This is a genomic window from Paenibacillus jepli (genome assembly GCF_047238105.1).
Classification (GTDB): domain Bacteria; phylum Bacillota; class Bacilli; order Paenibacillales; family Paenibacillaceae; genus Paenibacillus_D.
Window position 1 is genome coordinate 2,781,339 of sequence record NZ_JBDFMD010000001.1, and the last position, 20,190, is coordinate 2,801,528.

Below are 20,190 nucleotides of genomic sequence, written 5' to 3' on the forward strand. Positions count from 1 at the left end.
CTGTCTGAGTTTAAGAGTAGATTAAGAACCTGAAAATATGCGCTCATCCAGCCTCCTCCTCCATCCAGTAAAGCGGAAAGCGGAGGTAAAAGGTACTGCCCTGCGGCGAGGAACACTCCAGACCGATCTCGCCCTGCTGGGCCTCCATAATCTCACGGCAGATCGACAGCCCGAGTCCAATGCCGGATATGGCATTGGCTTTGGCGGCCTTCCCCCGGTAATACCGTTCAAAAATATGGGGCTGATCTTCCGCCGAAATGCCGCAACCGCTGTCTATCACACGAATCAGTACGCCAGGCAATGGGCCCTGACCCTCGAACGTGGCCTCAACCCGGATGGCGCCTCCCGTCCGGCTGAACTTTTTGGCGTTGGACAGCAGATTGACGAGCACTTGCTCCAGGCGGACCGGATCTGCATACAGCGCCGGTGTATACTCGGGACTCATGGGATGCCGCTGCATCGACCATCCGAATTCAAGCCCGCTCTCCGTCATCGCGAGCTCCCATTTGCCGCAAAGCTCGCTCAGAAACTCAGATAATGCAAACCGTTCATTGTCAAAGTGGATATGTTTGTTCTCCAGCCTGGCCATCTCCAGCATGTCGTCTACGGTCCGTTCCATAGCTTGCGATTTCTCGTAAATGACCTTCAGATAACGAGGATCGCCAGCTTCAATCGTCCCTTTCAACATTAACTGGACATACCCCTTGATTGATGTAATCGGGGTGTTCAGCTCATGACTGACTTCCGAATACATGTTGCTGCGAATCTGATCCATCCGCTCCAGCTTTTCGTTCGCTGCGCGCAGCTTGGCATTGGCTTCATTCAGCGCATGATTGGTCAACCGCAGCTGGGCCATGCGCAAGAAGCGCATCCCGATGATGATGGCGAAACAGCTGACCGCTACGGCAAACCCTATAAAAGTCCAGCCGATCTGGATCAGGGCATGTTTGGCCGTCAGGATCGTTACCGGCGATGGCGTCCACGCCGTTTGTCCGTTGGCGACGCGCCCCATCACCACTCCGATCAAAAATAATACATTGCCGAAGGCAAAAAGACGCACCTCCCGGTCACGACTCCGCTTGAGCGCACGGAAGAGCACAAGGGTCATGATGACCAAGATGGCCGTCGACAAGTAGTCGTAGAAGAGAATGTAAAAAAACAATTGCACACGTTCGCCAAACAGGAGTGAGCCGATCGTCGCCGCTACCGCATATGCGCCTATGCCGTACCCTGTGAGGCGAAGCCATCTTTCCCGCTCTGTCGCAACAATCGCATGGGTAATCAAAATCCCGCTGGCGTGGCCGATGTACCAATTAAAATGAATAGCAGTCCCCCAGGCCCATAACGATTCGCCGGAGACGGCATGCTGCCAGCCTCCCCACAGCACCGCCAGACTGACGGCCAGACTGCAAAAGAAACAGGCAAAATATAAAAAAAGCGGCTGTGAGCGCTGAAACCCGTAACCAACGAATGAAAGTATGCTCAACATCAACAGAATGGCGGTTCCCGCCCATGCGAGTCCTTCCCGCTGCAGCTGGATGAGGGAGAGGGCAGCGGAAGAGCCGGCCCATACCTCAAAGCCTTTCTCCACATGCTGATGCGGTGAAAAGCGGACAATGAGGAATTGGCTCTCCTCTTCGGGCTGGTAGGTAACGATTCGCGAGGTAATAAATCCTGAGGGCAGTCGTTTGAGGGACGCAAAGACCTCCTCCCCCTCCACGAACAACGCAATCTCGTAATCGCGCACCTTGTAATCATAGATCAACAAGTTGCCGGAGCTGTGCAGCTCAGGCGGCACAGGCGCCCTTAACCATAATGCGCTCCCTGCCATGGAGCTGTCCTCATCCAGTTCCTCCCCCGCAATGGACCGCCACTGATCGGGCATCTGCTCTTCAGGCAGGTCACCATAGTAGTACGCCTCCCATTCTATCCGCACGGCCCGGCTCCGCTCTTCCTCGTCCGGGTCTGCCTCCGCCGCACCGGCCAACAACAAACACGCCGCAACTCCGATAACTAGAACCAGAGCCCACTTCACCCAGGCTTGACGCCGATTCATGCTCTTCGCTCTCCTTCTTGGTTGCCTCCAGGCTGATGTTATCAGTGTATCGCGCTTCTTCCTATCCGTATAGATGCAGCGCGAGTCGCACAAATAACCACCCCAAAGGACAATGCCATTAAGTATAAGTCACCTTAAAGACATTGCCCCGCAGGGTGGTTCGCAATTTACGACGCGTTACTGAAAAGCGGAAGCTTACTCCTCCGGCAGCAGCCTTGCCGCAACCCCCTCGAAGGTGAGACGAACCGGCTCGATCCGGCCGTCCTCCGCAAACGTCATCCGGTCGATGCAGACGACGCGGTGGTTGCGGTCCGTCTCCTCCAAGGGGCGGCGGTGGTAGACGATGTACCACTCGTCGGTGCCCGGGACCTGAAGGATGCCGTGATGCCCGGCACCGGTAGCAACGGCCGGATCCTGCTGCAGGATCTTGGCCTCGCGGCGGAACGGACCGGTCGGCGCATCCGCGATCGCGTAGGCAACCGAGTAGTCCGGGCCGCCCCAGCCGCCTTCGGACCACATGAAGTAGTAACGGCCGTTACGCTTGAACATGCATGGCCCTTCTACGAACAGCTCCGGCGTCACTTCCTTGTAGATCTCGCCGTCCTCGAAGGGCACGAGGCTCGTCATGTCCTCACCCAGCCGGACGACGTTGCAATGGTCCCAGCCGCCATAATACAGATAAGCTGTCCCGTCGTCGTCGATGAACGCGTGCGGGTCGATCGGCTGCGCGCCATGGACAAACCGGCCGATCAGCGGCTTGCCGAGCGCGTCGCGGTAAGGCCCTTCCGGCCGGTCCGCGACCGCGACGCCGATCCCGCCGAGCTCCTCGTTGCTCTGGATATCGTTGGCTGCAAAGTAATAATAGTATCTGCCGCCCTGCTCCACCGGCGACGGCGCCCACAACGCCTGATGCGCCCACGAGATGTCGGACATCGTCAGGATTCGCTCCACCTTGGTCCAATGCACCAGATCGTCGGAGTAGAAGGCGTCGAAGTGGGTCTGTTCCTCGTACGGTGCCGACCACGTCGGATAGATCCAGTATTTTCCCTCGAAGATACGCGCCTCCGGATCGGCGTACCAGCCCGGCATCAGCGGGTTGCCTGACATGGTCTTGTTCCCATTCATGTGCTGCTCCTCTCCTTTCCTGTTACCATCGTCTTCTCGTCATTTTCACCGGCCCAGCTAGACCGAGTACAGCCTGCGGTCCTCTGCCGCACGAAGCCACACTTGCATATAACCGGCCCCGCGGTTGTCCCACGCATAATACGGCACCAACGTGCATGGCGCGCCGCCTGCCGTGCGGCCCCGCAGGACCGTTACGCCGCCCAGCAGCTCCGGCCGGTGCTCGGCGGTGAAGGCTGCTCCGGGCGCGATGACACAGCTGTCATAGGGCAGCCCGGCATTGTCAGCCTGCTCCAGACAGTATACAACCGGACCGCGCTGCAGCGCTACCCGCCCCTGATTCGCCTCGACCTCTTCGCGGGCGCGCACCTGTACCGCCGGCATATCCAGCTCCAGCATCAGCCGATCACCGGCAGTCCACTCGCGCCGCACCGCAAGGTAACCGTCCACTGTCAACGCCTCTTCCCCGTCCAGTGTCACTCCGTTCAGCGTGATCCGGTAGCTGCCGCACCAGCCGGGCACCCGCATGCGGACCGTAAAGGCGCCAGCCCCTGCAGACGGCTCCACATCGAGCGCGATCACTCCCTCCCACGGATACTGCGTCGTCTGTCTCAGGCGCACGGAGGCGCTGCCCGGCAGATCCAACTCCGTCTCGCCGTTCATATATTGATTGACCGACACGCCGTCCTCGCTGGTCGCATATACATACTGGCCGATGGAAGGCAGGTAACGCACGAGATTAGTCGGGCAGCAGGAAGTATCGAACCACTCCACCCGGTGATGCTCCCCCTGCGAAGCCAGCGGATTCACATAGAAGAAGCGGTCGCCCGAGAGTGAGATGCCTGCCAGCGCCCCATTGTACATCTCGCGCTCCACGATGTCAGCATAGGCGCCGTCTCCGAACAACAGATTCATCCGGTGGTTCCAGAACGCCATGGCGATCGCCGCGCACGTCTCGCAGTAGGCTGTTTCGTTGGGCAGATCATAATCGCAGGTAAAGCCTTCATTATGCCGCGACGGACCGATCCCGCCAGTAATGTACATGTTGCGCTCCACCGTATGCGCCCACACCCGCCCGAGCGCCTCCACGTAATGCAGATCGCCCGAGACGTGCACGACATCGGCCATCGCCGTATACTGGTACATCGCACGCACCGCATGTCCCGTCACCCGCTCGATCTCTGCGGCTGGCACATCGTCCTGGCAGTAGGCGGGGCCCCACTCCGGGATGTCCCAGATGCGGCCGACGCCATGGCCGCGGCCCCGCTCCTCCAGCAGCCACAGCGCCAGCTTCCAGTAGCGCTCTTCGCCGGTCAGCCGGTACAGCTTGACCAGCGCCAGCTCGATCTCCTGATGGCCCTCTACCCAATGACGCTTGCCGGGTCCGAACAGACTGTCATAGTGATCCGCCAGACGACGGGCCACCCCGAGGATTACTGGCTTGCCAGTGGCCTCGTAGTACGCTACTGCCGCTTCGATCAGATGGCCGCCGTTGTACATCTCATGCTTCTCCATGTCGGTCCAGCGGCCCTCCGGGTCCTCCAGCGTGTAGTACGTCGTCAGATAGCCGTCCGGCTCCTGCGCCGCCGCGATCCACTGCACGATCCGGTCGATCTCGGCCTCCAGCGCAGCGTCGCGCCGGAGCATCAGCGAGTAGGCTGCGCCTTCGAGCACCTTGTAGACGTCGGAGTCATCATAGTAGAGACCCTTGAACTCCCCTTCCTTCAGTCCGCCCGCCTTGGCGAAGTTGTCCAATCTCCCAGTCGATTCGCACTTCGCCAGACAGACCGGCAGCGTCACTTGCTGCACCGTCTCCAGCCGTTGCCTCCAGAATCCATCCTCGATGCGCACCTTCGTAAATGGCACACTGCCCCAGCGCTTCAGCTGGCTTGCAGCAATCGGCATGTCTTGTGCCTCCTTCTAACGTTAATATCGGTTATCCCTTAAGTCCAGTTAGTGTGATGCCTTCCAGGAAATATCGCTGCCCAATCAGAAATACGATGACGCACGGCAGCACCACGGCAGCGGAGGCGGCCATCAGCAGATCCCACTGCGCGGTGTACGTACCCTGGAACATCTGCAGTCCGAGCGCCAGCGTGAACAAGTGATCGCTCTTCAGATAAATCAGCGGCCCCATAAAGTCATTCCACGTCGCCAGGAAGGTGAACAGCGCCACGACGATGACCGCCGATCGGCTGAGCGGCAGGATGATCCGGAAGTAGATCGTAAAGTAGCCTGCGCCGTCCACGACCGCAGCTTCGTCAAAGTCCCGGGGGATCGTCAGGTAAAACTGGCGCAGCAAAAAGATATTGAACATGCCGCCGCCGAAAAATGCCGGCACGACGAGCGGAAAATACGTGTCATAGAAGCCCAGCAGCTGCCATCCCAGAAAGCTCGGAATCAGCGTCACCGCCGCAGGCAGCATCATGCTCGAGAGCAGGATGGCGAAGATGAGATCGCGGCCCTTCCACTGAATCCTGGAGAACCCGAACGCGGCGATCGTGCTTGTCAGCACCGTGCCGATGAGCGTGCCGATGACGATGATGGATGTATTGAGAAAGTACGTGCCGAAGGGCAGATACGTGAGCGCTTTGCGGAAGTTATCCCATTGAAACGGCCTTGGAATCCACTCCGGCGGCATCGTGAAGATCTGCGACAAATCCATCAGCGAGCTGCGGACCAGCCAGACAAACGGCGTCATGAACAGGACCGACACGATCAGCAGCGCGAGGTAACCCATGACCATCGCAGGCTTTGACATGTTCATGCGCGTCCTCCTCCCTCATAGTAAACCCAGGACTTCGAGCTGCGGAAGACCAGCCAGGTGAAGAACAGGATGATGACGAACAGCACCCAGGCCAGCGCCGAGGCATAGCCCATCTCCGTATCCCGGAAGCCCGTGCGCCACAGGTAGAAGACATAGAACAGGCTGCGGTTGTTCGGTCCGCCTTCGGTCAGGATATATGCCTCATTGAACACCTGGAAGGAGCCGATGATGGTCATAATCGTATTGAAAAAAATCGTCGGTGTCACCATCGGAATCGTAATATGGCGCAGCTTGCTGTACCAGCCGCCGCCGTCGACCTCGATCGCCTCGTAATACTGCCTTGGAATACCGGACAGTCCGGCCAGGAAGATAATAACCGTACCGCCAATCCCCCACAGGGTAGTCAATACAACCGAGGGTACGACGCTGTTCTCCGCATACAGCCAGTTGCTGGTCGGCAGGCCGACGGCGGACAGCGCCGAGTTGATCAGCCCGAGATCCGGATTAAGCAGCCACATCCAGATCATCGCCGACGCGACGGCCGGGACGATGCTGGGCAGGTAGATGATCGTGCGGAAGACGGATTTGCCCTTCAGATTCATATTGAGCAGCAGCGCCACCGCAAAGGAGATGATGATCACTGCCGGCACCCGCAGCAGCACGAAATAGAAGGTGACGCCCAGCGACTGGTAGAACAGCTCATCTTCGCCGCCGAACAGCCGGATATAGTTGTCCAGACCGACCCAGGCGGTCTGGGATTTGAACACATTGTAGTCGGTGAGGCTGAGCGCCAGACTCGCGATCATCGGTCCGAGCGTGAACAGCAGGAAGCCCAGAATCGCGGGAGAGGTGAACAGCAAGCCGTAGAACAATCCTTTTCTCATGTGTACCTCCCGGTAGAATCAGCAGACGTTATCACTCAATATCACGGCGTCCCTGCACCTGCGCCTGGGCTTTGTCCGCGACCGCGTCCAGCGCTTCCTGGGCCGTCTGCTGTCCGAGCCATACCTTATCCAGTGCCGGCGTGACGACATCCATAATCTTGCTGAAGTTCTTCACGTAGCCTGTCGGTGTCTGATGGCTGCTCGCCAGCAGCACCTCGACGATCGCGTCCTTGTAGCCCGATGGGCGGGACGGCAGCCCCTCCGTCCAGCGAGCGAGCAGCTCCGGCTCGGTATACCAGCTCTTGTAAGACGGCATCCAGGTGCCGGCCGTGATCATATCAATAGACGATTCGGGGTCGATCAGATACTTGATCAGCTCCCACGATTCCTGCGGATACCGGGTTGACTCGAACATCGAGAACATGCCGCAGACAATCGTCGTCATCGGTTCTTTCATGACAGGCAACACACCTACGTTGTAGTCAAAATTGGACTGCGCCAGCGCTGTCGAAGCCCACTGGCCGTCGATCGCCATCGCCACCTTCTTCGTCTGCAGCGCCACGTTGGTCGCCGGGATGTTCTTCGCCTGCACCGGCGACGGGGCGACATGATGGACATTGATCAGATCGGAGATGTTCTGGAACACTTCCACCGCCTCCGGCTGGTTGAGCGCAAAGGTCTGGCCGTCCTCGGAGACGAAGTCGCCGCCGTTGGAATAGATAAAGTTACTGTAGCTGCCCCACCAGGTAGGAAAATTGATGCCGTACTGCTTGATGTTCTTGGGATCAAAGCCGGGATCGTTGGCGTTGCGCCCTTGTGTATCCAGGGTCATCAGCTTCGCCGCCTCGACGAACTCATCCCACGTCCACGCCTCCGACGCCTTGGACGGCGGCGGCTCGACACCCGCGTCTGCGAACATGGCTTCATTGTAGAACAAACCGAACGACTCCGGTCCTGGTGCGATACCGATGACGTGGCCCGGCTCCAGCGAATACAGCAGGTTTGGCACCAGATCATCAAGGCTCAGGTCGGGATCGTTGTCCAGGAACTCCTGAAGGTTGTGGAACCTGCCTTCCTCAGCCAAGGGAAAGGCGATCGTCCCGGACTCCATCATGGCGATATCCGGCACATCATTGCCGGCCACCATCGTCGTCAGCTTAGTATCATAGTCTGCTGCGATATGCTGCAGGTCCACTGTAATATGCGAGAACTCCTCTTCGAAACGGTCGATCGCCACCTTGTAAGCTGCCAATTCATCCGGCGCCCCCCAGACGGTCATGCGCAGCGTAATCGGATCCTGGCCTCCCGGCTCACCGCCGCTAGGCGGTGTCGGGTCGGCAGCCGGTCGTGTACAGCCGGTTAATGCCGCTGCCAGCAGTGATGCCGCCATCAGCATGGACATGGTTTGTTTCACACGCAACTTCATGGATAGTTGCCCCTCTCTGGATCATCGATTTGTCGGATACTTCGCATAGCTGCAGTCTATGTGACCTCAGTATAGGGTATATTACAGCGCTTACATATTCCTAATATTTTTGGTTTGGTGGACTATTATTGGGGATACGATTCTGCCCTCTGCGGCACTTCTCATCAAACCAGGGTCCACTCCCCCTGCTTAGAGAGGGAGGGTAAGGAAGATCGTCGTCCCCTGGCCGGGGGAGGAGACGATGTCGATACCGTAAGGCTCGCCGTAGGCGAGGCGGATACGGGCGATAGTGTTCTGGATGCCGATGGATGCCGAAGGTTCATACAGGATGCGCTCCACGGTTCCGCTGTCCATGCCGATGCCGTTGTCCTCGATAGCGAAGCGGCGCATCTCTCCCTCCCGCCAGCCGCGGATGCTGATGACACCGCCCGTCTCGAGATGTGCGAAGCCGTGCAAGATCGCATTTTCCACAAACGGCTGGAACAGCAGGCGCGGCAGCTTGCTCTCCTGCAGTACAGGGTCGATATCGTAAGCTACGGCGAACTTGTCCTCGAACCGCACAGCCATGATGAAGAAGTAGCTCCGCATCCAATCCAGTTCCTCCGCGAGTGTCACCGCGTCCCACTCTTTGCGAGCCGTGTACTGCAGCATGTGCGAGAGACAGATGAGCATTTTGCTGAGTTCCCGCTGTCCGTTCTCGATCGCGGTCCAGTTCATGACATTCAAGGTATTGTACAGAAAATGCGGGTTCATCTGCATGTTGAGCGCCCGGATCTCCGCTTCCTGTTCCTTCAACCGGCTCTCATAATTCTCCGTGACCAGCCGCCGGATGCGGTCGTTCATCCGGTTGAAGCGCTGCATGAGCAAGCCGAACTCGTCCTGGTCGCGGACTGCCAGACGAGTATGGAAATCCCCTTCGCCCACGGATCGCATCGCTCCGACCAGCCGCTTGATGGGGTTCGTGATCTTGCCCGAGATGACGTAGGCGAAAGCCAGTGCGACTACGATCATCAGCAGCGACAGCAGCAGTGTCGAGTTGCGAACCGCGGGGACCAGCTCGGCGACCAGCGCGGACTGCGGCGTGATGACGATCGACAGCCAGCCCGTCACCCGGGAGCGATCATAGCAGACGATAACCGTCTCGCCGTCCAGCGTCATCCGCTTGGTGCCGCTGTTCAATTGCTGCAGCTCGTCTACCCACTCGCTGGCGTAACGCTGGCTGATCTGTTCCCGATCGCTGCCTGCTACGACGCTATTGTCCTGATCCAGGATCAGGTAGCTGGAGCCCGGCGGGATGCTCTGCTCGAACAGTGCCATCAGCGATTCGGCCTTAAAGCTGACCACCAGTACCGGCCGCTCCACCTCCGGCTTCATCCGCTCCAGGGACAAATCGTTCTGATAAGTGAAATCCACGACCCGGGTGGCCGAATATAAGTAGCGAAAGTCCAGTCTGCCTTGACCCAGATAGTCCTGACCGAACATGTCGGCGAAGTCGTATGTGGGATACCAGATCATCCGGCCGCCCGCCTCCACCGCTTCCCGGTAGATGTCCGACTCCTGCGGGCGGCCTTGGGGCAGACTCTGGCCGAACGTAAAATAAGACGTCCACAGCTGATAGGCATAGACGTCTTCAATGAGCGAGAAATACGACCGGAGCACGCTGTTGACCCGCCTGTCGGCCTGCAGCAATTCGGATTCATCGGCCGGATCGAGCGTATTGAAGATTTCGAATAACTCCCTGTCGACGAACAGCGACTGGCTGTTACGCTCGACGAATCCCAGCTTCGTATCGATAACCTCGTTGTTCTGGATGAGGATACTCTGGACATTTTGCCGGGCCTGGCCGGTAACGACTTGGAGGCTCTTCGTATAGAAGATGATTCCTGCCGTCACGAGCGGCACGACGACAAGGAACACATAACTGGCCAGCAGCCGGGTGCGAAAGGTCGGTTTCATCAAGACCCCTCTCTCCCTTGCAGCAGAGCGGCGTGACGATGTGCCTCGGGCGACAAGCCGAACCGCCTCTTGAACACCCGGCAAAAATATTTGGTGTCCGTGTACCCGCATTGCGCCGCTACCTCATAGATCTTCAATCGGTTGTCGGCAAGCAGCCCGGCCGCCCGCGTCATGCGCGCCTCCAGCAGATGCTCAGTGAACGTCTTGCCGGTATGGTGCTTGATCCAGGTGCTGAAGTAGGACGGATTGAAGAAGAACCGCTCTGCCGCCTGCTCCAATGTGACCAGCTCCTGCAGATGATCCTCGATCCACTTGACGCATTGGTCTGCCAATTCCTGATCGCGGTCCCCTCGTCCGGCATGCAGCACCCGGTGCAGGGCGAGCAGGTGCAGCTCCAGCACCTCCATCAGCTCCCTGAAGGTGCGGCACGCCGGCACTTCCGCCACCGCCGCTTGTGATAGCGCATGGCCGATCTGACGGTCCACAGGCGCGCGACTGCGGCTCTTGATCTTCATCAGCAGCAGGCTGGCATGCTCCTTCAGGTCGGCAGGGGATCTCCGGCTCTGATCAGCAAGCCGCTCAAAGGCGCCGGCGCACAGACGAAGCGCCTTATCGGGCGTTCTTTCTTGCAGCGCCTCGAGCAGCGCATCGCTATCAATCTGTGACCCTTTGTCAGGCTGGGGACTGTGTTCGTTCTCCACCAGCACGCTGCTCTCCCGATCGTAGAAGTGATAGCTGCTGACCGCACGCGCCTGCTGATAAGCCAGCGCCGCCTCCTCCCACAATGACCGGGGGGCTAAGCCGACGCTGTGCCGGACTCGTGCGGCCGCCGCCCGCCATGTACACGTAAGATGCTCCAGCTCCTGTCGCAGCCTCGCCATACCTTCTGAGGCAGACCCGGTCCAGCGGACGAGCGAGACGAGCTCAATCACTCGACCGGGCGGACCGTCCGGCAGCAGTGCACACCCGGTACCGCAGGATCCTCCGATTCGCTGCAGTTCCCCCAACAGCTCAGCAGCCACACTGTCGCGGCTCTGGTCCGTTCGGGGCTGCAGCTCTGTTATTACGACGACGCCCCCTCCGTGGAGCCATCCCAGCTGCTCCACCTCCTGCCGCTCGTCTTCCCCCAGAACGCCATGCAGCCAGGAGAGGAGCTGCCTGCGCCGGTAGGCCTCCGACGTCTCGCTCAGTTGACGCCTCATCGTATCGGACTCAGTCTGCTGCCGGACTTCCTCCCGAATTGCCCCCTCGATACGGCCCAACAGCTGCTCCACTTTATCAGCATCCACCGGCTTGAGCAGATAATCATACGCGCCATGGCGAATCGCGGTTTGTGCATATTCGAAACGGTCATAGGCCGAGATCATGACCACCTTTGGTTTAGCGCTTTCATGCTCCAGTATGCGAAGGAACTCCAGTCCGTCCATAGTGGGCATCCGGATGTCGGTTAGCACGACATCCGGCCGCTCTTCCCGGATGAGCTGAAGCGCCGACTGGCCATCGCCAGCTTCCATGACCTGACCGCCCGGCCGCAGGGACCGGATGAGGCTCCTCATGCCTCTGCGGTGCCGTGCCTCGTCGTCGACAATCAATATTTTCATCCTTCCCCCTCCTCACACTCCCATTATATTAGATAATGCAATTGGGTATCGGTAATTATTGTTGGAAAAGTGGATTTTGATTGGGGATGAGAGTTTAATTTCCCAGCGGCCCAACGGTTGACAAACAGTGGATAAGACAGCTAGACTTTTGCTCAAGCGCTCCTTTTCGACGCAATCAGGAGATGATCTAATAGCGATTACTACTTTTGGGCATTTGATACGGAGGTTTCCTATGCATCGAGTAAACTTGGACCCCGACTCCTTTAATGGACAGGTATTCGAATTCGCATCCTTCGGTATCGCGCTTGTCGCTCCCGACGGCTTGATCCTTACCGTTAATCCGGCTATGGAGCGAATCTTCGGCTACACCAAAGAAGAGTTCGACGGCAGACACTTTGGCTGCTTTGCGCACCCGGACGAACCGGTCCAGAACATAGACGACCTCAAGTCGATAATGGGCCCATCCGAGCTGGAGATTCAGCTCAGCCAACGATTTATCCGGAGGGATGGCTCCCTCATTTGGACGCAGCTGACGATGCGCTTGTTCCGGGACGAGGACAGCAGACCGCTTTATTATATCGCCCAAGTCATCGATATCTCCAAAGAGAAGGAATCCGAGCTGCGGCTGCAGGAATCCGTAGAACGGTATACCTCCCTGAAGAAATATAATCACGATGCCGTCCTGTCCTTTGATCTGCAGGGCAGGATCATCAATGGCAATGCCATGGCCGAGCAGCTGACGGGATATTGCATCGAGTCAGAGCTCATCGGCATGGACCTGGCCAATCTGATCGGACAGCCCAATGTCGACCGGGTGCTGGCGGATGCGCTTCATGACAACACTGTGGAGCAGTTGATCGATACGATCGTCAGGAAGGATGCTCAGACCGTGGAAGTCCTGACGAGTATTGCGCCGATTTTTGTTAACCGTCAAAATATCGGCTTCTACCTGATCTGCAAGGATATGTCCGAGCACAAGAAACTGATATTGGCCAAAGAAACCGCCGAAGCGACCAATCAATCCAAAAGCGAATTCCTGGCCATGATGAGTCACGAAATCAGGACACCCATGAACGGGGTCATCGGCATGACAGACCTCCTGCTCGATGCCGAGCTGGATGATGAACATAGAGAGTACATAGAGATCATCCGCAAAAGCGGAGAATCGCTGCTCGCTATTATCAACGATATCCTCGACATCTCCAAGATTGAAGCCGGGAAGAGCGAGCTGCAGGAGACAACCTTTGATCTGCGCAACTGCGTCAAGGACAGCCTGTTCCTCGTGTCTTCCCGAGCCGAGGAGAAAGAACTGGACTTGTCCTATACGATCAGTCACGATGTGCCTGACTACATCTACGGCGATCCCGACCGGCTGAAGCAGGTCCTGCTCAACCTGCTCGGCAATGCGGTCAAATTCACTTCGAACGGACAGATCTCTGTAGAGATCAGGAAAGGGAAAGAAGCGCAAGAATTGGAGTTTACCGTGAAGGATACAGGCATGGGGGTTCCACCCGACCGGCTGGAGGATATCTTCGAGCCGTTCTCCCAGATCGACAGCTTCATGACCAGAAGATACGACGGGACAGGTCTGGGCCTGGCCATCAGCCGGAGGATCGTCGGTCTGATGGGCGGCAGAATCTATGCGGAGAGCGACGGAAAACACGGTTCGGCATTTCACTTCACGATTGCCTTGAACGAGAAAACAGCGGCCGATCTTGACGAGACGCAATGCGGCCCAGAATCGATGAAAGCCGCCAATATCCTGGTCGCCGAGGATAATGCCATCAATACGCTGGTGCTCAAGAAGATGCTCGAGCGCATGGGGCATCACGTGTCGGTGGCCGTGAACGGCGAGGCGGCGATCCATCAGGCGCTCCACAATAATTACGATATCATCTTCATGGATATCCTCATGCCCTCGGTCAATGGCATCGAAGCGTCGCGCGTCATCCGGGGGAGCCTCCCGCCAGACCGGACGCCGCGCATCATCGCTGTAACCGCCAATGCCCTGAAGGGCGACCGTGAACGATGTCTCGAAGCGGGGATGGATGATTACATCAGCAAGCCCGTAAAGCTGGAGGTGCTCACCCGCGTATTGAGGGGTCAATTGCAAAACTCGTAGGAGGAGGCATCCTACTCTCCCTGGTCAGGCACTTGCGCTGCTAAGCACACAAAAAACCACATCCGATGGGGATGTGGTTTTTTGTGTGTGCTTAGATGGCTATGCTCCCGCAGTTATCGTTTGAGGCCATAACCCGAATCCAACAGAACCGGGAGGCTTTTCTCACTGCGGATCATCGAAGAGTGACACTGGGGACAGATAGGGAACTCTTCGAACGAAAAACCGTCCCTCATCCATCCGTTGCAGTCATCCTTTGTGCATGACCAAATGGTTGTCAATTCGTTCGGGATTTCTTCTGTAGATTTCTTGCGAGAAATATACATTGAACCTCTCTCCCCCTTCTCTTGCTTGCAAAAAAAGCTACCCTGTTTTGAAGCAGGGTAGCTGGCGATTACAACTTCACTACGTTTTCAGCTTGTTGTCCGCGATTGCCTTGTACGATGTTGAACTCAACACGTTGGCCCTCGTCCAGCGATTTGAAGCCTTCGCCCGTAATCGCGCTGAAGTGTACGAATACGTCTTCGCCGCCTTCAACCTCGATAAAACCAAAGCCCTTCTCTGCGTTGAACCATTTTACTGTACCTGTTTGCATTGTATTTCCTCCTCTTACTAAATGTTACATGGACGATGTTTAAAAAAAGTCACCTACCGAAAAAGGCAGCATCGCAACCCTTTCCAATATGTGACTCAAAGTCTCATATACGATAACTTCAGTATATCACAACTGCGCCTAAATAGCAAAAACCGAACACTGCTGTGCCATTCATCCATTATTGCTTATTTTTAACGATCTCATCTATTTCGCTCTTCAACAAAAGATACCTATGCACACTTCTCATGATCGGCACTTTGGTTAACTTGCTCTTCTCCACGTATTCTTTCATTTGATCTTTGGACAGCCCCATCAACTTCCCTGCCTCTGTAACGGTGTATACCATCTCATTGCTCGTGGCATTAAACGTTTTTTTCACTTTTTGATTCCAGTCTTCGAACGTTGGCATGCTTCTGCGACCTTTCTTGTTTTAAGTTCCACACTCTCGTTATTACTATTATAGCACAAGGTGAAACGGCTGACGCCATTCTTTGGCGGCGCAGTGCGTTTCATGCCGGAGAAATAAAATCTAAAAAAATCTCTTGACCTCGGAGTTCACTCCAATGTTACGCTTAGCACATGAAAACATATTACTCCATGCAAGAGGTTGCACAGCTGTTGGGGCTCTCGAAGGATACGCTTCGATATTACGACCGGATCGCGCTCGTCTCGCCCTCACGGGAAGAAAACAGATACCGCCGGTACGCAAAGGACGATCTCATCGATCTGATGAATATTCAGATCATGCAGTATGCAGACTTCTCTTTGGAGGAGATCCGAAGGGTACTGGGCATCCGCAAACTGGAACAACCTGATCCCTCCAGCAAGGAAGAGGCGGCAACGTTTCTCGATGCCAAGTATGCCGCCACGCGCCAGAAGATCGCTCATCTGGAGAAGGTTAGTCAGTTGCTCAGCCTGGCCGCCGGAACGCTCCGCAACTTGACTCCCGAGACCGACCACAGGCTAGCCGGTCACGTCCGTGAGATGTACAAGGAGATCCGGACCAGTGAACAAGGAATGAATGAGGTGGATTGTGATGCACAATATTAGGAATGGCTACTATCTCGCCGCCGGCATGCTTGCATTGCTGTTTGCCTTCACGCACGCCTGGAACGGACACGCCACAGTACTGACTTCGCTTCACATCGGGGAGCTCACTATTGATACCCGGACGATATTTACATATGTGTGGCATATCATCACAGTGGAGAATCTGGTCTTCGGCATTGCCTTCATCCTCATGTCTCTCTATCGCGACCCTTCAAAAGTACGATTCGTCGCCTGGTTGATTGTGATCCTTCTGATAGCCCGGCTGCTAGTGATCCTTGGCGTTACCGTATGGTTCGACGCAGCAGCATTCACTGATACTTTGGTGGATTCGGCAGCGATTATCATTTATGCGATTCTTATCTTACTAGGCGCCCGGAACAAGACGGCGCAGTAACCCGCATCACAACTGCTCGCCGCATCTGCTCATGAACCGCATCAGGATGATCATCAGCACAATCGCTACGACAAACAATGCCAGCCCCATAACAACAAACAGCGGCGGAATGAGGATCATGACAAATAAAAGCAGGGTAGCGATCTGGAACACCAGGAAGTAAGTCCACTTCTGACCCGCCTCCGCCACCAGGTCCGGCCGCTCCTGTCGGGACGCCATGTCCTTGATGCCCGCAAGCAGATGATGCACGACGATGAGCAGCAGGACGAGTGTGGCGATCCCTACAAAGAAGCCCAGGGGGTTGAATTCTCCCTCCCTGTTGGGCGATTGATACAGGGAGAAGAGCGACAGGAAGATCAGCCCAAAATTAAAAAGCTTAGCCCGCTCAAAGGAATCGCTCTCCCGGGCCAGCGTCCGGAAGCCTACCGCAAACAGGATGAACCCGATCACATCCGGCAGGATATCAAAGCCCTGAATCCGAAAATTGAACATGATGAATAAGAATCCCCAGAAAAACTTGCTGAAGCCGTCTCTGATCATACTGCCCTCCTCCTAGTCCATGCCTGATACGCTCAACAGGCAACTGCCCTCTGTTAGTCATCTCTCATTGTACCAGATGTTGGATAAAAAACCATCAACCTCACCAGTGCATGGATTCCCCTTCTCATCTTCGCCAGTATTCGTATCCATTGTAATCCTGTTGCCCTAAGGGAAGAAATGTGCGCGACGAAAGGTCACGGCCGGTCGCTATTGCCACGTGTTCCCCGACAAAATTAACACCTGACTGACTACTTCCTGACATAGCGAGATAGATGTAAGCGTTTGTCGACCCGATTTTAGACGATATTATCCCTCGATTAGAGAGATGTCGCACTTATCAACCCCACCCGGCCTTTCTATAATGAAGGTATGGCGCCAACCAAATCATTAAGGGGGACATGAGGATGAGGAAGGATATCGTGAAGCTGACGCTCCTGCTGCTCGCTGCATCGGTGATCACAGCAGGGTGTGCGGGCTCGAATGCGCCGGCCAATGGCGGAAACAACGGAAACAGCGGCGGTACCGGGACGGAGAGCAATGGCCAAACCAACGGTCAAAACAACGCCCAGCCGGAGGATGAACCGTTCGAGATTACGATCCGTCACACGCAGGTGGGCGAATCCAAGAAGTTCAGGCTGGCCATGCTGGAGGATGTCGTCAAGCAGACGGAAGCGGACATCCCGGGTCTGACAATCAAGCTGGACGGTGTCGATTCCGAGGTGAACCGCAAGGAGAAGCTCAGAGGCGAGATGGCCGCAGGCAAGCCGCCGGAAGTGTTCGACGTCTTCGGCAGCCCGGATGCCGCGCTGTTCGCCAAGGAAGGGCTGATGCTGGATCTGACGCCGATCATCGCCGAGCTGGGCATCCAGGATCAATTCACTACCCTTGACCCCTTTACGTATGAAGGCAAAGTCTACGGACTGCCCATCGGGGGCTCGGTGGAAGGCTATTTCTACAACAAGCAATATTTCGAGGATAAAGGCCTGACCATCCCCAAAACGCTGGCCGAGCTGGAGCAGATCGCCGAGGCGATCAAGACCGACGGGAAGATCCCATTTGCCCAGTCGTCCAAAGATGCCTGGATTCCGCTCATGACAACCAACAATCTATGGTCCTACTACGGCGGGCCGGAGATCACCTATGGGTTCAAGACCGGCGAGACGAAGTGGACCGATCCCAGTGTGGTAGAGGGCGTCGCCAAGCACCAGGAATGGGTGCAGAAGGGCTATTTCAAAAAAGGCGAGCTCGGCTTCGAATATGCAGATATGCGGAATCAGATCATCACCGGCGAAGCGATCATGATGATGGACGGCTCGTGGGCGAACTCGGTGTTCCGGGATCCGGAACAGGCCGGCGATATGGTGGGCAAGATCGGCTACTTTAACATGCCGCCAGTGAACGAGGGCGACCCGGTCGTCGTCATGCAGGATGCCAACAACGGCTACGGGTTCTCCGCCGCAGTAGCGGACGATCCGCAGAAGCTCGCCGCCGTGACGGCCTTCATCCGGAATATGTGGACCGAAGAGATGCAGCTGCGCGGCCTCGAAGAGGATGGCGTGCTGCCGGCGATGAAGATCGATCTGGAGAAGATGAAGACCGCTTCCGAGGATCCGCTCATGCAGGATATCTTCGCCGCAGTGAGCGAGATCGACATCTCCTTCCCGGCCTTCGACGCGCTCGTGCAAGCCGACGTCAACACCGCCCTCAGCATAGGCATCCAGCAGATCATCGGCGGCGAGGGCACGCCCGAGTCGATGCTGGAGACGGTGCAGTCTGCACAGGACGCGGCCAACGCTGCGGAGCAATAACCCCACACACATCTAGATTCAATACTTATATAAAAAAGAGGGCGCAAGCCGTGCGCTGCACGGGGCGCCCTTTTTCTTCACGGAGGTAAACATGAACAAAGCGCTGCGCAATCCCCTGACCTATCTGCTGTTTGTGCTGCCGGCACTCCTCTTGTTTCTGGCCTTTTTCATCTATCCGGTATTTACGGCGGTCTATAACAGCTTCACGAGCTGGAACGGCATCTCCCAGGACAAAGCCTGGATCGGACTCGGCAACTATACGACCGCACTGGACGACGCCGCGTTCTGGCAGTCGGTGAAGAACAACGGGTATTTCATCCTGTTCTCCTGCTTCGTCCAGGTGCCAGTGATCGTTATCTTCTCCCTGCTGATCGCGCAGGTGAAGAAGCTGAAGGGGCTATATAAGACGGCCGTCTTCCTCCCATCCATTATGTCTACCGCTGTGATCGGCATTTTGTGGGGCTTCATCTACCATCCGGACTTCGGCCTGATGAACGAAGCGCTGGGCCTGCTCGGCATCGAGCCCGTCTATTGGCTGTCGGACCGCAAGTGGGCGATGCTGGCGATCCTGATCACCAATGCCTGGCAGTGGACGGGATTCTACATCATCATGGTGCTGGCCGCCATCCTGGCCATCCCCTCCGAGCTGGAGGAAGCTGCTGTCATCGACGGTGCCACCGGCGTGCAGCGGGCGCTCCGGATCACCCTGCCGCTCATCCTGCCGATCATCTCCGTCGTCATCATGTTGTCGGTCGCAGGCGCGATGAAGGCGGCGGATATCGTCCTGGTCATGACCAAGGGCGGACCGGCCGGGTCCACGGACGTGATGGCCACTTATATGATCCGCTACGCCATCACGAGCTTCAAGCATGGCTTCGGCAACTCGATTGCCGTGCTGATCTTCGTCTTCACCATGCTGATCACGGCTGCGTACCAGCTGGTCGTTGCCCGGCGGATCGAAAGGATGGACGCCTGATGAGAACGCTCAAGCACACGGTTCCCCATGTGTTCCTGATGGGCTACCTGCTCGTCATCCTGTATCCCTTCCTGTTCGTGCTGTTCTCCTCCGTCAAGACGAGCAATCAGGAGATCGCCGCCAACCCGTTCGGCTGGCCAAGCGCGATCCAGTGGGATAACTACGTCAACGCTTGGGTGAATGCCAAGATCAGCACGTATTTCTTCAACAGTCTGTATATCGGCGTGCTCTCCGCCTGTCTGTCGATCCTGTTCGCGGCGATGCTGGCCTTTGCCATCTCGAGGATGCGCTATCACCGCACGAGCGCCCTGCTGTTCCAACTGGTGCTGCTGGGGATGCTGATCCCCAACAACGCGCTGCTCCTGCCGATCTACGGCATGATGCGCCAGCTGGATATTCTTGATACCCATCTGGCGCTTATTGTGCCGTATACGGCCAATGCGATTCCGTTTACCGTCATCATCCTGACCGCCTTCATGCGGTCCCTGCCCGGCGAGATCGAGGAAGCCGCCGTAATGGATGGATTGAGACCTGCCGGGTTATTTGCTAAGATAATCTTACCGCTGACTATACCAGCCATCGTAACCATATTTATTATCAATTTCCTAGGCAACTGGAATGAGTTCCTGCTGGCCAACTATTTTCTATCCGACGATGCACTGAAGACGCTGCCTGTAGGCATGGTCGGCTTCCGGGATGCGTACAACACCAATTATGCGCAGATGTCCGCCGGCATCGTGTTCAGCGTGCTGCCCGTTATGATCATCTACGCGATCCTGCAGGAGAAGATTATCGAAGGGGTAACCGCTGGCAGTGTAAAAGGTTAAATGTAACCCCGAAAACATATAAACACCTCAACTCTTGCAGCATGAAACGGCTAAACTGTCATGATGCAA

Annotated in this window: 18 protein-coding genes; 6 read left to right on the plus strand and 12 right to left on the minus strand. The window is 56.6% G+C overall.

The annotated features are described in order from the left end of the window. Positions 1–43: 43 nt before the first annotated feature. The 8 genes from ABC336_RS12350 to ABC336_RS12385 form a co-directional block, all read right to left on the minus strand. A complete protein-coding gene (locus ABC336_RS12350; protein WP_413238933.1) occupies positions 44–2,056 on the minus strand; it encodes a sensor histidine kinase in 2,013 nt (670 codons plus the stop codon). Positions 2,057–2,251: 195 nt separating this feature from the next. Beyond that, entirely contained in the window at positions 2,252–3,181 is a 930-nt protein-coding gene (locus tag ABC336_RS12355; RefSeq protein ID WP_413238934.1) for a glycoside hydrolase family 43 protein, read from the minus strand. Positions 3,182–3,238: 57 nt separating this feature from the next. Further along, entirely contained in the window at positions 3,239–5,083 is a 1,845-nt protein-coding gene (locus tag ABC336_RS12360) for a glycoside hydrolase family 127 protein (RefSeq protein ID WP_413238935.1), read from the minus strand. A gap of 31 nt (positions 5,084–5,114) precedes the next feature. Then, complete coding sequence (locus ABC336_RS12365; RefSeq protein WP_413242499.1) at positions 5,115–5,939, minus strand: carbohydrate ABC transporter permease; 825 nt, start codon at positions 5,937–5,939, stop codon at positions 5,115–5,117. A gap of 2 nt (positions 5,940–5,941) precedes the next feature. Then, positions 5,942–6,829: a carbohydrate ABC transporter permease gene (locus ABC336_RS12370; protein ID WP_413238936.1), complete on the minus strand. Its 888-nt coding sequence runs from the start codon at positions 6,827–6,829 to the stop codon at positions 5,942–5,944. A 31-nt stretch (positions 6,830–6,860) separates the two neighbouring features. Then, entirely contained in the window at positions 6,861–8,255 is a 1,395-nt protein-coding gene (locus ABC336_RS12375; protein WP_413238937.1) for an ABC transporter substrate-binding protein, read from the minus strand. Between the two features lie 189 nt (positions 8,256–8,444). After that, the gene (locus ABC336_RS12380; protein WP_413238938.1) at positions 8,445–10,211 is read right to left on the minus strand and encodes a cache domain-containing sensor histidine kinase; all 1,767 of its coding nucleotides are present in this window, start codon (positions 10,209–10,211) and stop codon (positions 8,445–8,447) included. After that, the gene (locus ABC336_RS12385; protein ID WP_413238939.1) at positions 10,211–11,812 is read right to left on the minus strand and encodes a response regulator transcription factor; all 1,602 of its coding nucleotides are present in this window, start codon (positions 11,810–11,812) and stop codon (positions 10,211–10,213) included. Before ABC336_RS12385 ends, ABC336_RS12380 begins: the two co-directional genes overlap by 1 nt. A gap of 232 nt (positions 11,813–12,044) precedes the next feature. Between ABC336_RS12385 and ABC336_RS12390 the strand changes: the two genes are divergently transcribed. Beyond that, on the plus strand, positions 12,045–13,934 hold the full coding sequence (locus tag ABC336_RS12390; RefSeq protein ID WP_413238940.1) for a PAS domain S-box protein: 1,890 nt from the start codon (positions 12,045–12,047) through the stop codon (positions 13,932–13,934). 113 nt (positions 13,935–14,047) lie between these two features. Here ABC336_RS12390 and ABC336_RS12395 read toward each other — a convergent pair whose 3' ends face one another. The 3 genes from ABC336_RS12395 to ABC336_RS12405 form a co-directional block, all read right to left on the minus strand. Continuing rightward, a complete protein-coding gene (locus ABC336_RS12395; RefSeq protein WP_413238941.1) occupies positions 14,048–14,257 on the minus strand; it encodes a cold-shock protein in 210 nt (69 codons plus the stop codon). A 68-nt stretch (positions 14,258–14,325) separates the two neighbouring features. Next, on the minus strand, positions 14,326–14,526 hold the full coding sequence (locus tag ABC336_RS12400) for a cold-shock protein (RefSeq protein WP_413238942.1): 201 nt from the start codon (positions 14,524–14,526) through the stop codon (positions 14,326–14,328). 178 nt (positions 14,527–14,704) lie between these two features. Beyond that, positions 14,705–14,935 (minus strand): DNA-binding protein, encoded by a 231-nt coding sequence (locus ABC336_RS12405; RefSeq protein WP_413238943.1) that lies wholly within the window; start codon positions 14,933–14,935, stop codon positions 14,705–14,707. A gap of 170 nt (positions 14,936–15,105) precedes the next feature. Between ABC336_RS12405 and ABC336_RS12410 the strand changes: the two genes are divergently transcribed. Together ABC336_RS12410 and ABC336_RS12415 are read left to right on the plus strand one after the other, a co-directional pair. Further along, positions 15,106–15,576: a MerR family transcriptional regulator gene (locus ABC336_RS12410; RefSeq protein ID WP_413238944.1), complete on the plus strand. Its 471-nt coding sequence runs from the start codon at positions 15,106–15,108 to the stop codon at positions 15,574–15,576. Beyond that, a complete protein-coding gene (locus ABC336_RS12415; protein WP_413242500.1) occupies positions 15,557–15,970 on the plus strand; it encodes a hypothetical protein in 414 nt (137 codons plus the stop codon). The genes ABC336_RS12410 and ABC336_RS12415 overlap by 20 nt, the downstream gene beginning before the upstream one ends. A gap of 6 nt (positions 15,971–15,976) precedes the next feature. Here the strand turns inward: ABC336_RS12415 and ABC336_RS12420 are convergent, their stop codons facing one another. Further along, entirely contained in the window at positions 15,977–16,510 is a 534-nt protein-coding gene (locus ABC336_RS12420; RefSeq protein ID WP_413238945.1) for a hypothetical protein, read from the minus strand. A 404-nt stretch (positions 16,511–16,914) separates the two neighbouring features. On the opposite strand from ABC336_RS12420, the gene ABC336_RS12425 reads away from it, so the two are divergent. From ABC336_RS12425 to ABC336_RS12435, 3 genes are all read left to right on the plus strand, one after another. Then, positions 16,915–18,318, plus strand: a complete 1,404-nt coding sequence (locus ABC336_RS12425; protein WP_413238946.1) for an ABC transporter substrate-binding protein — start codon at positions 16,915–16,917, stop codon at positions 18,316–18,318. 91 nt (positions 18,319–18,409) lie between these two features. Further along, a complete protein-coding gene (locus ABC336_RS12430; RefSeq protein WP_413238947.1) occupies positions 18,410–19,294 on the plus strand; it encodes a carbohydrate ABC transporter permease in 885 nt (294 codons plus the stop codon). Beyond that, on the plus strand, positions 19,294–20,121 hold the full coding sequence (locus ABC336_RS12435; RefSeq protein ID WP_413238948.1) for a carbohydrate ABC transporter permease: 828 nt from the start codon (positions 19,294–19,296) through the stop codon (positions 20,119–20,121). The genes ABC336_RS12430 and ABC336_RS12435 overlap by 1 nt, the downstream gene beginning before the upstream one ends. Positions 20,122–20,190: the final 69 nt, after the last annotated feature.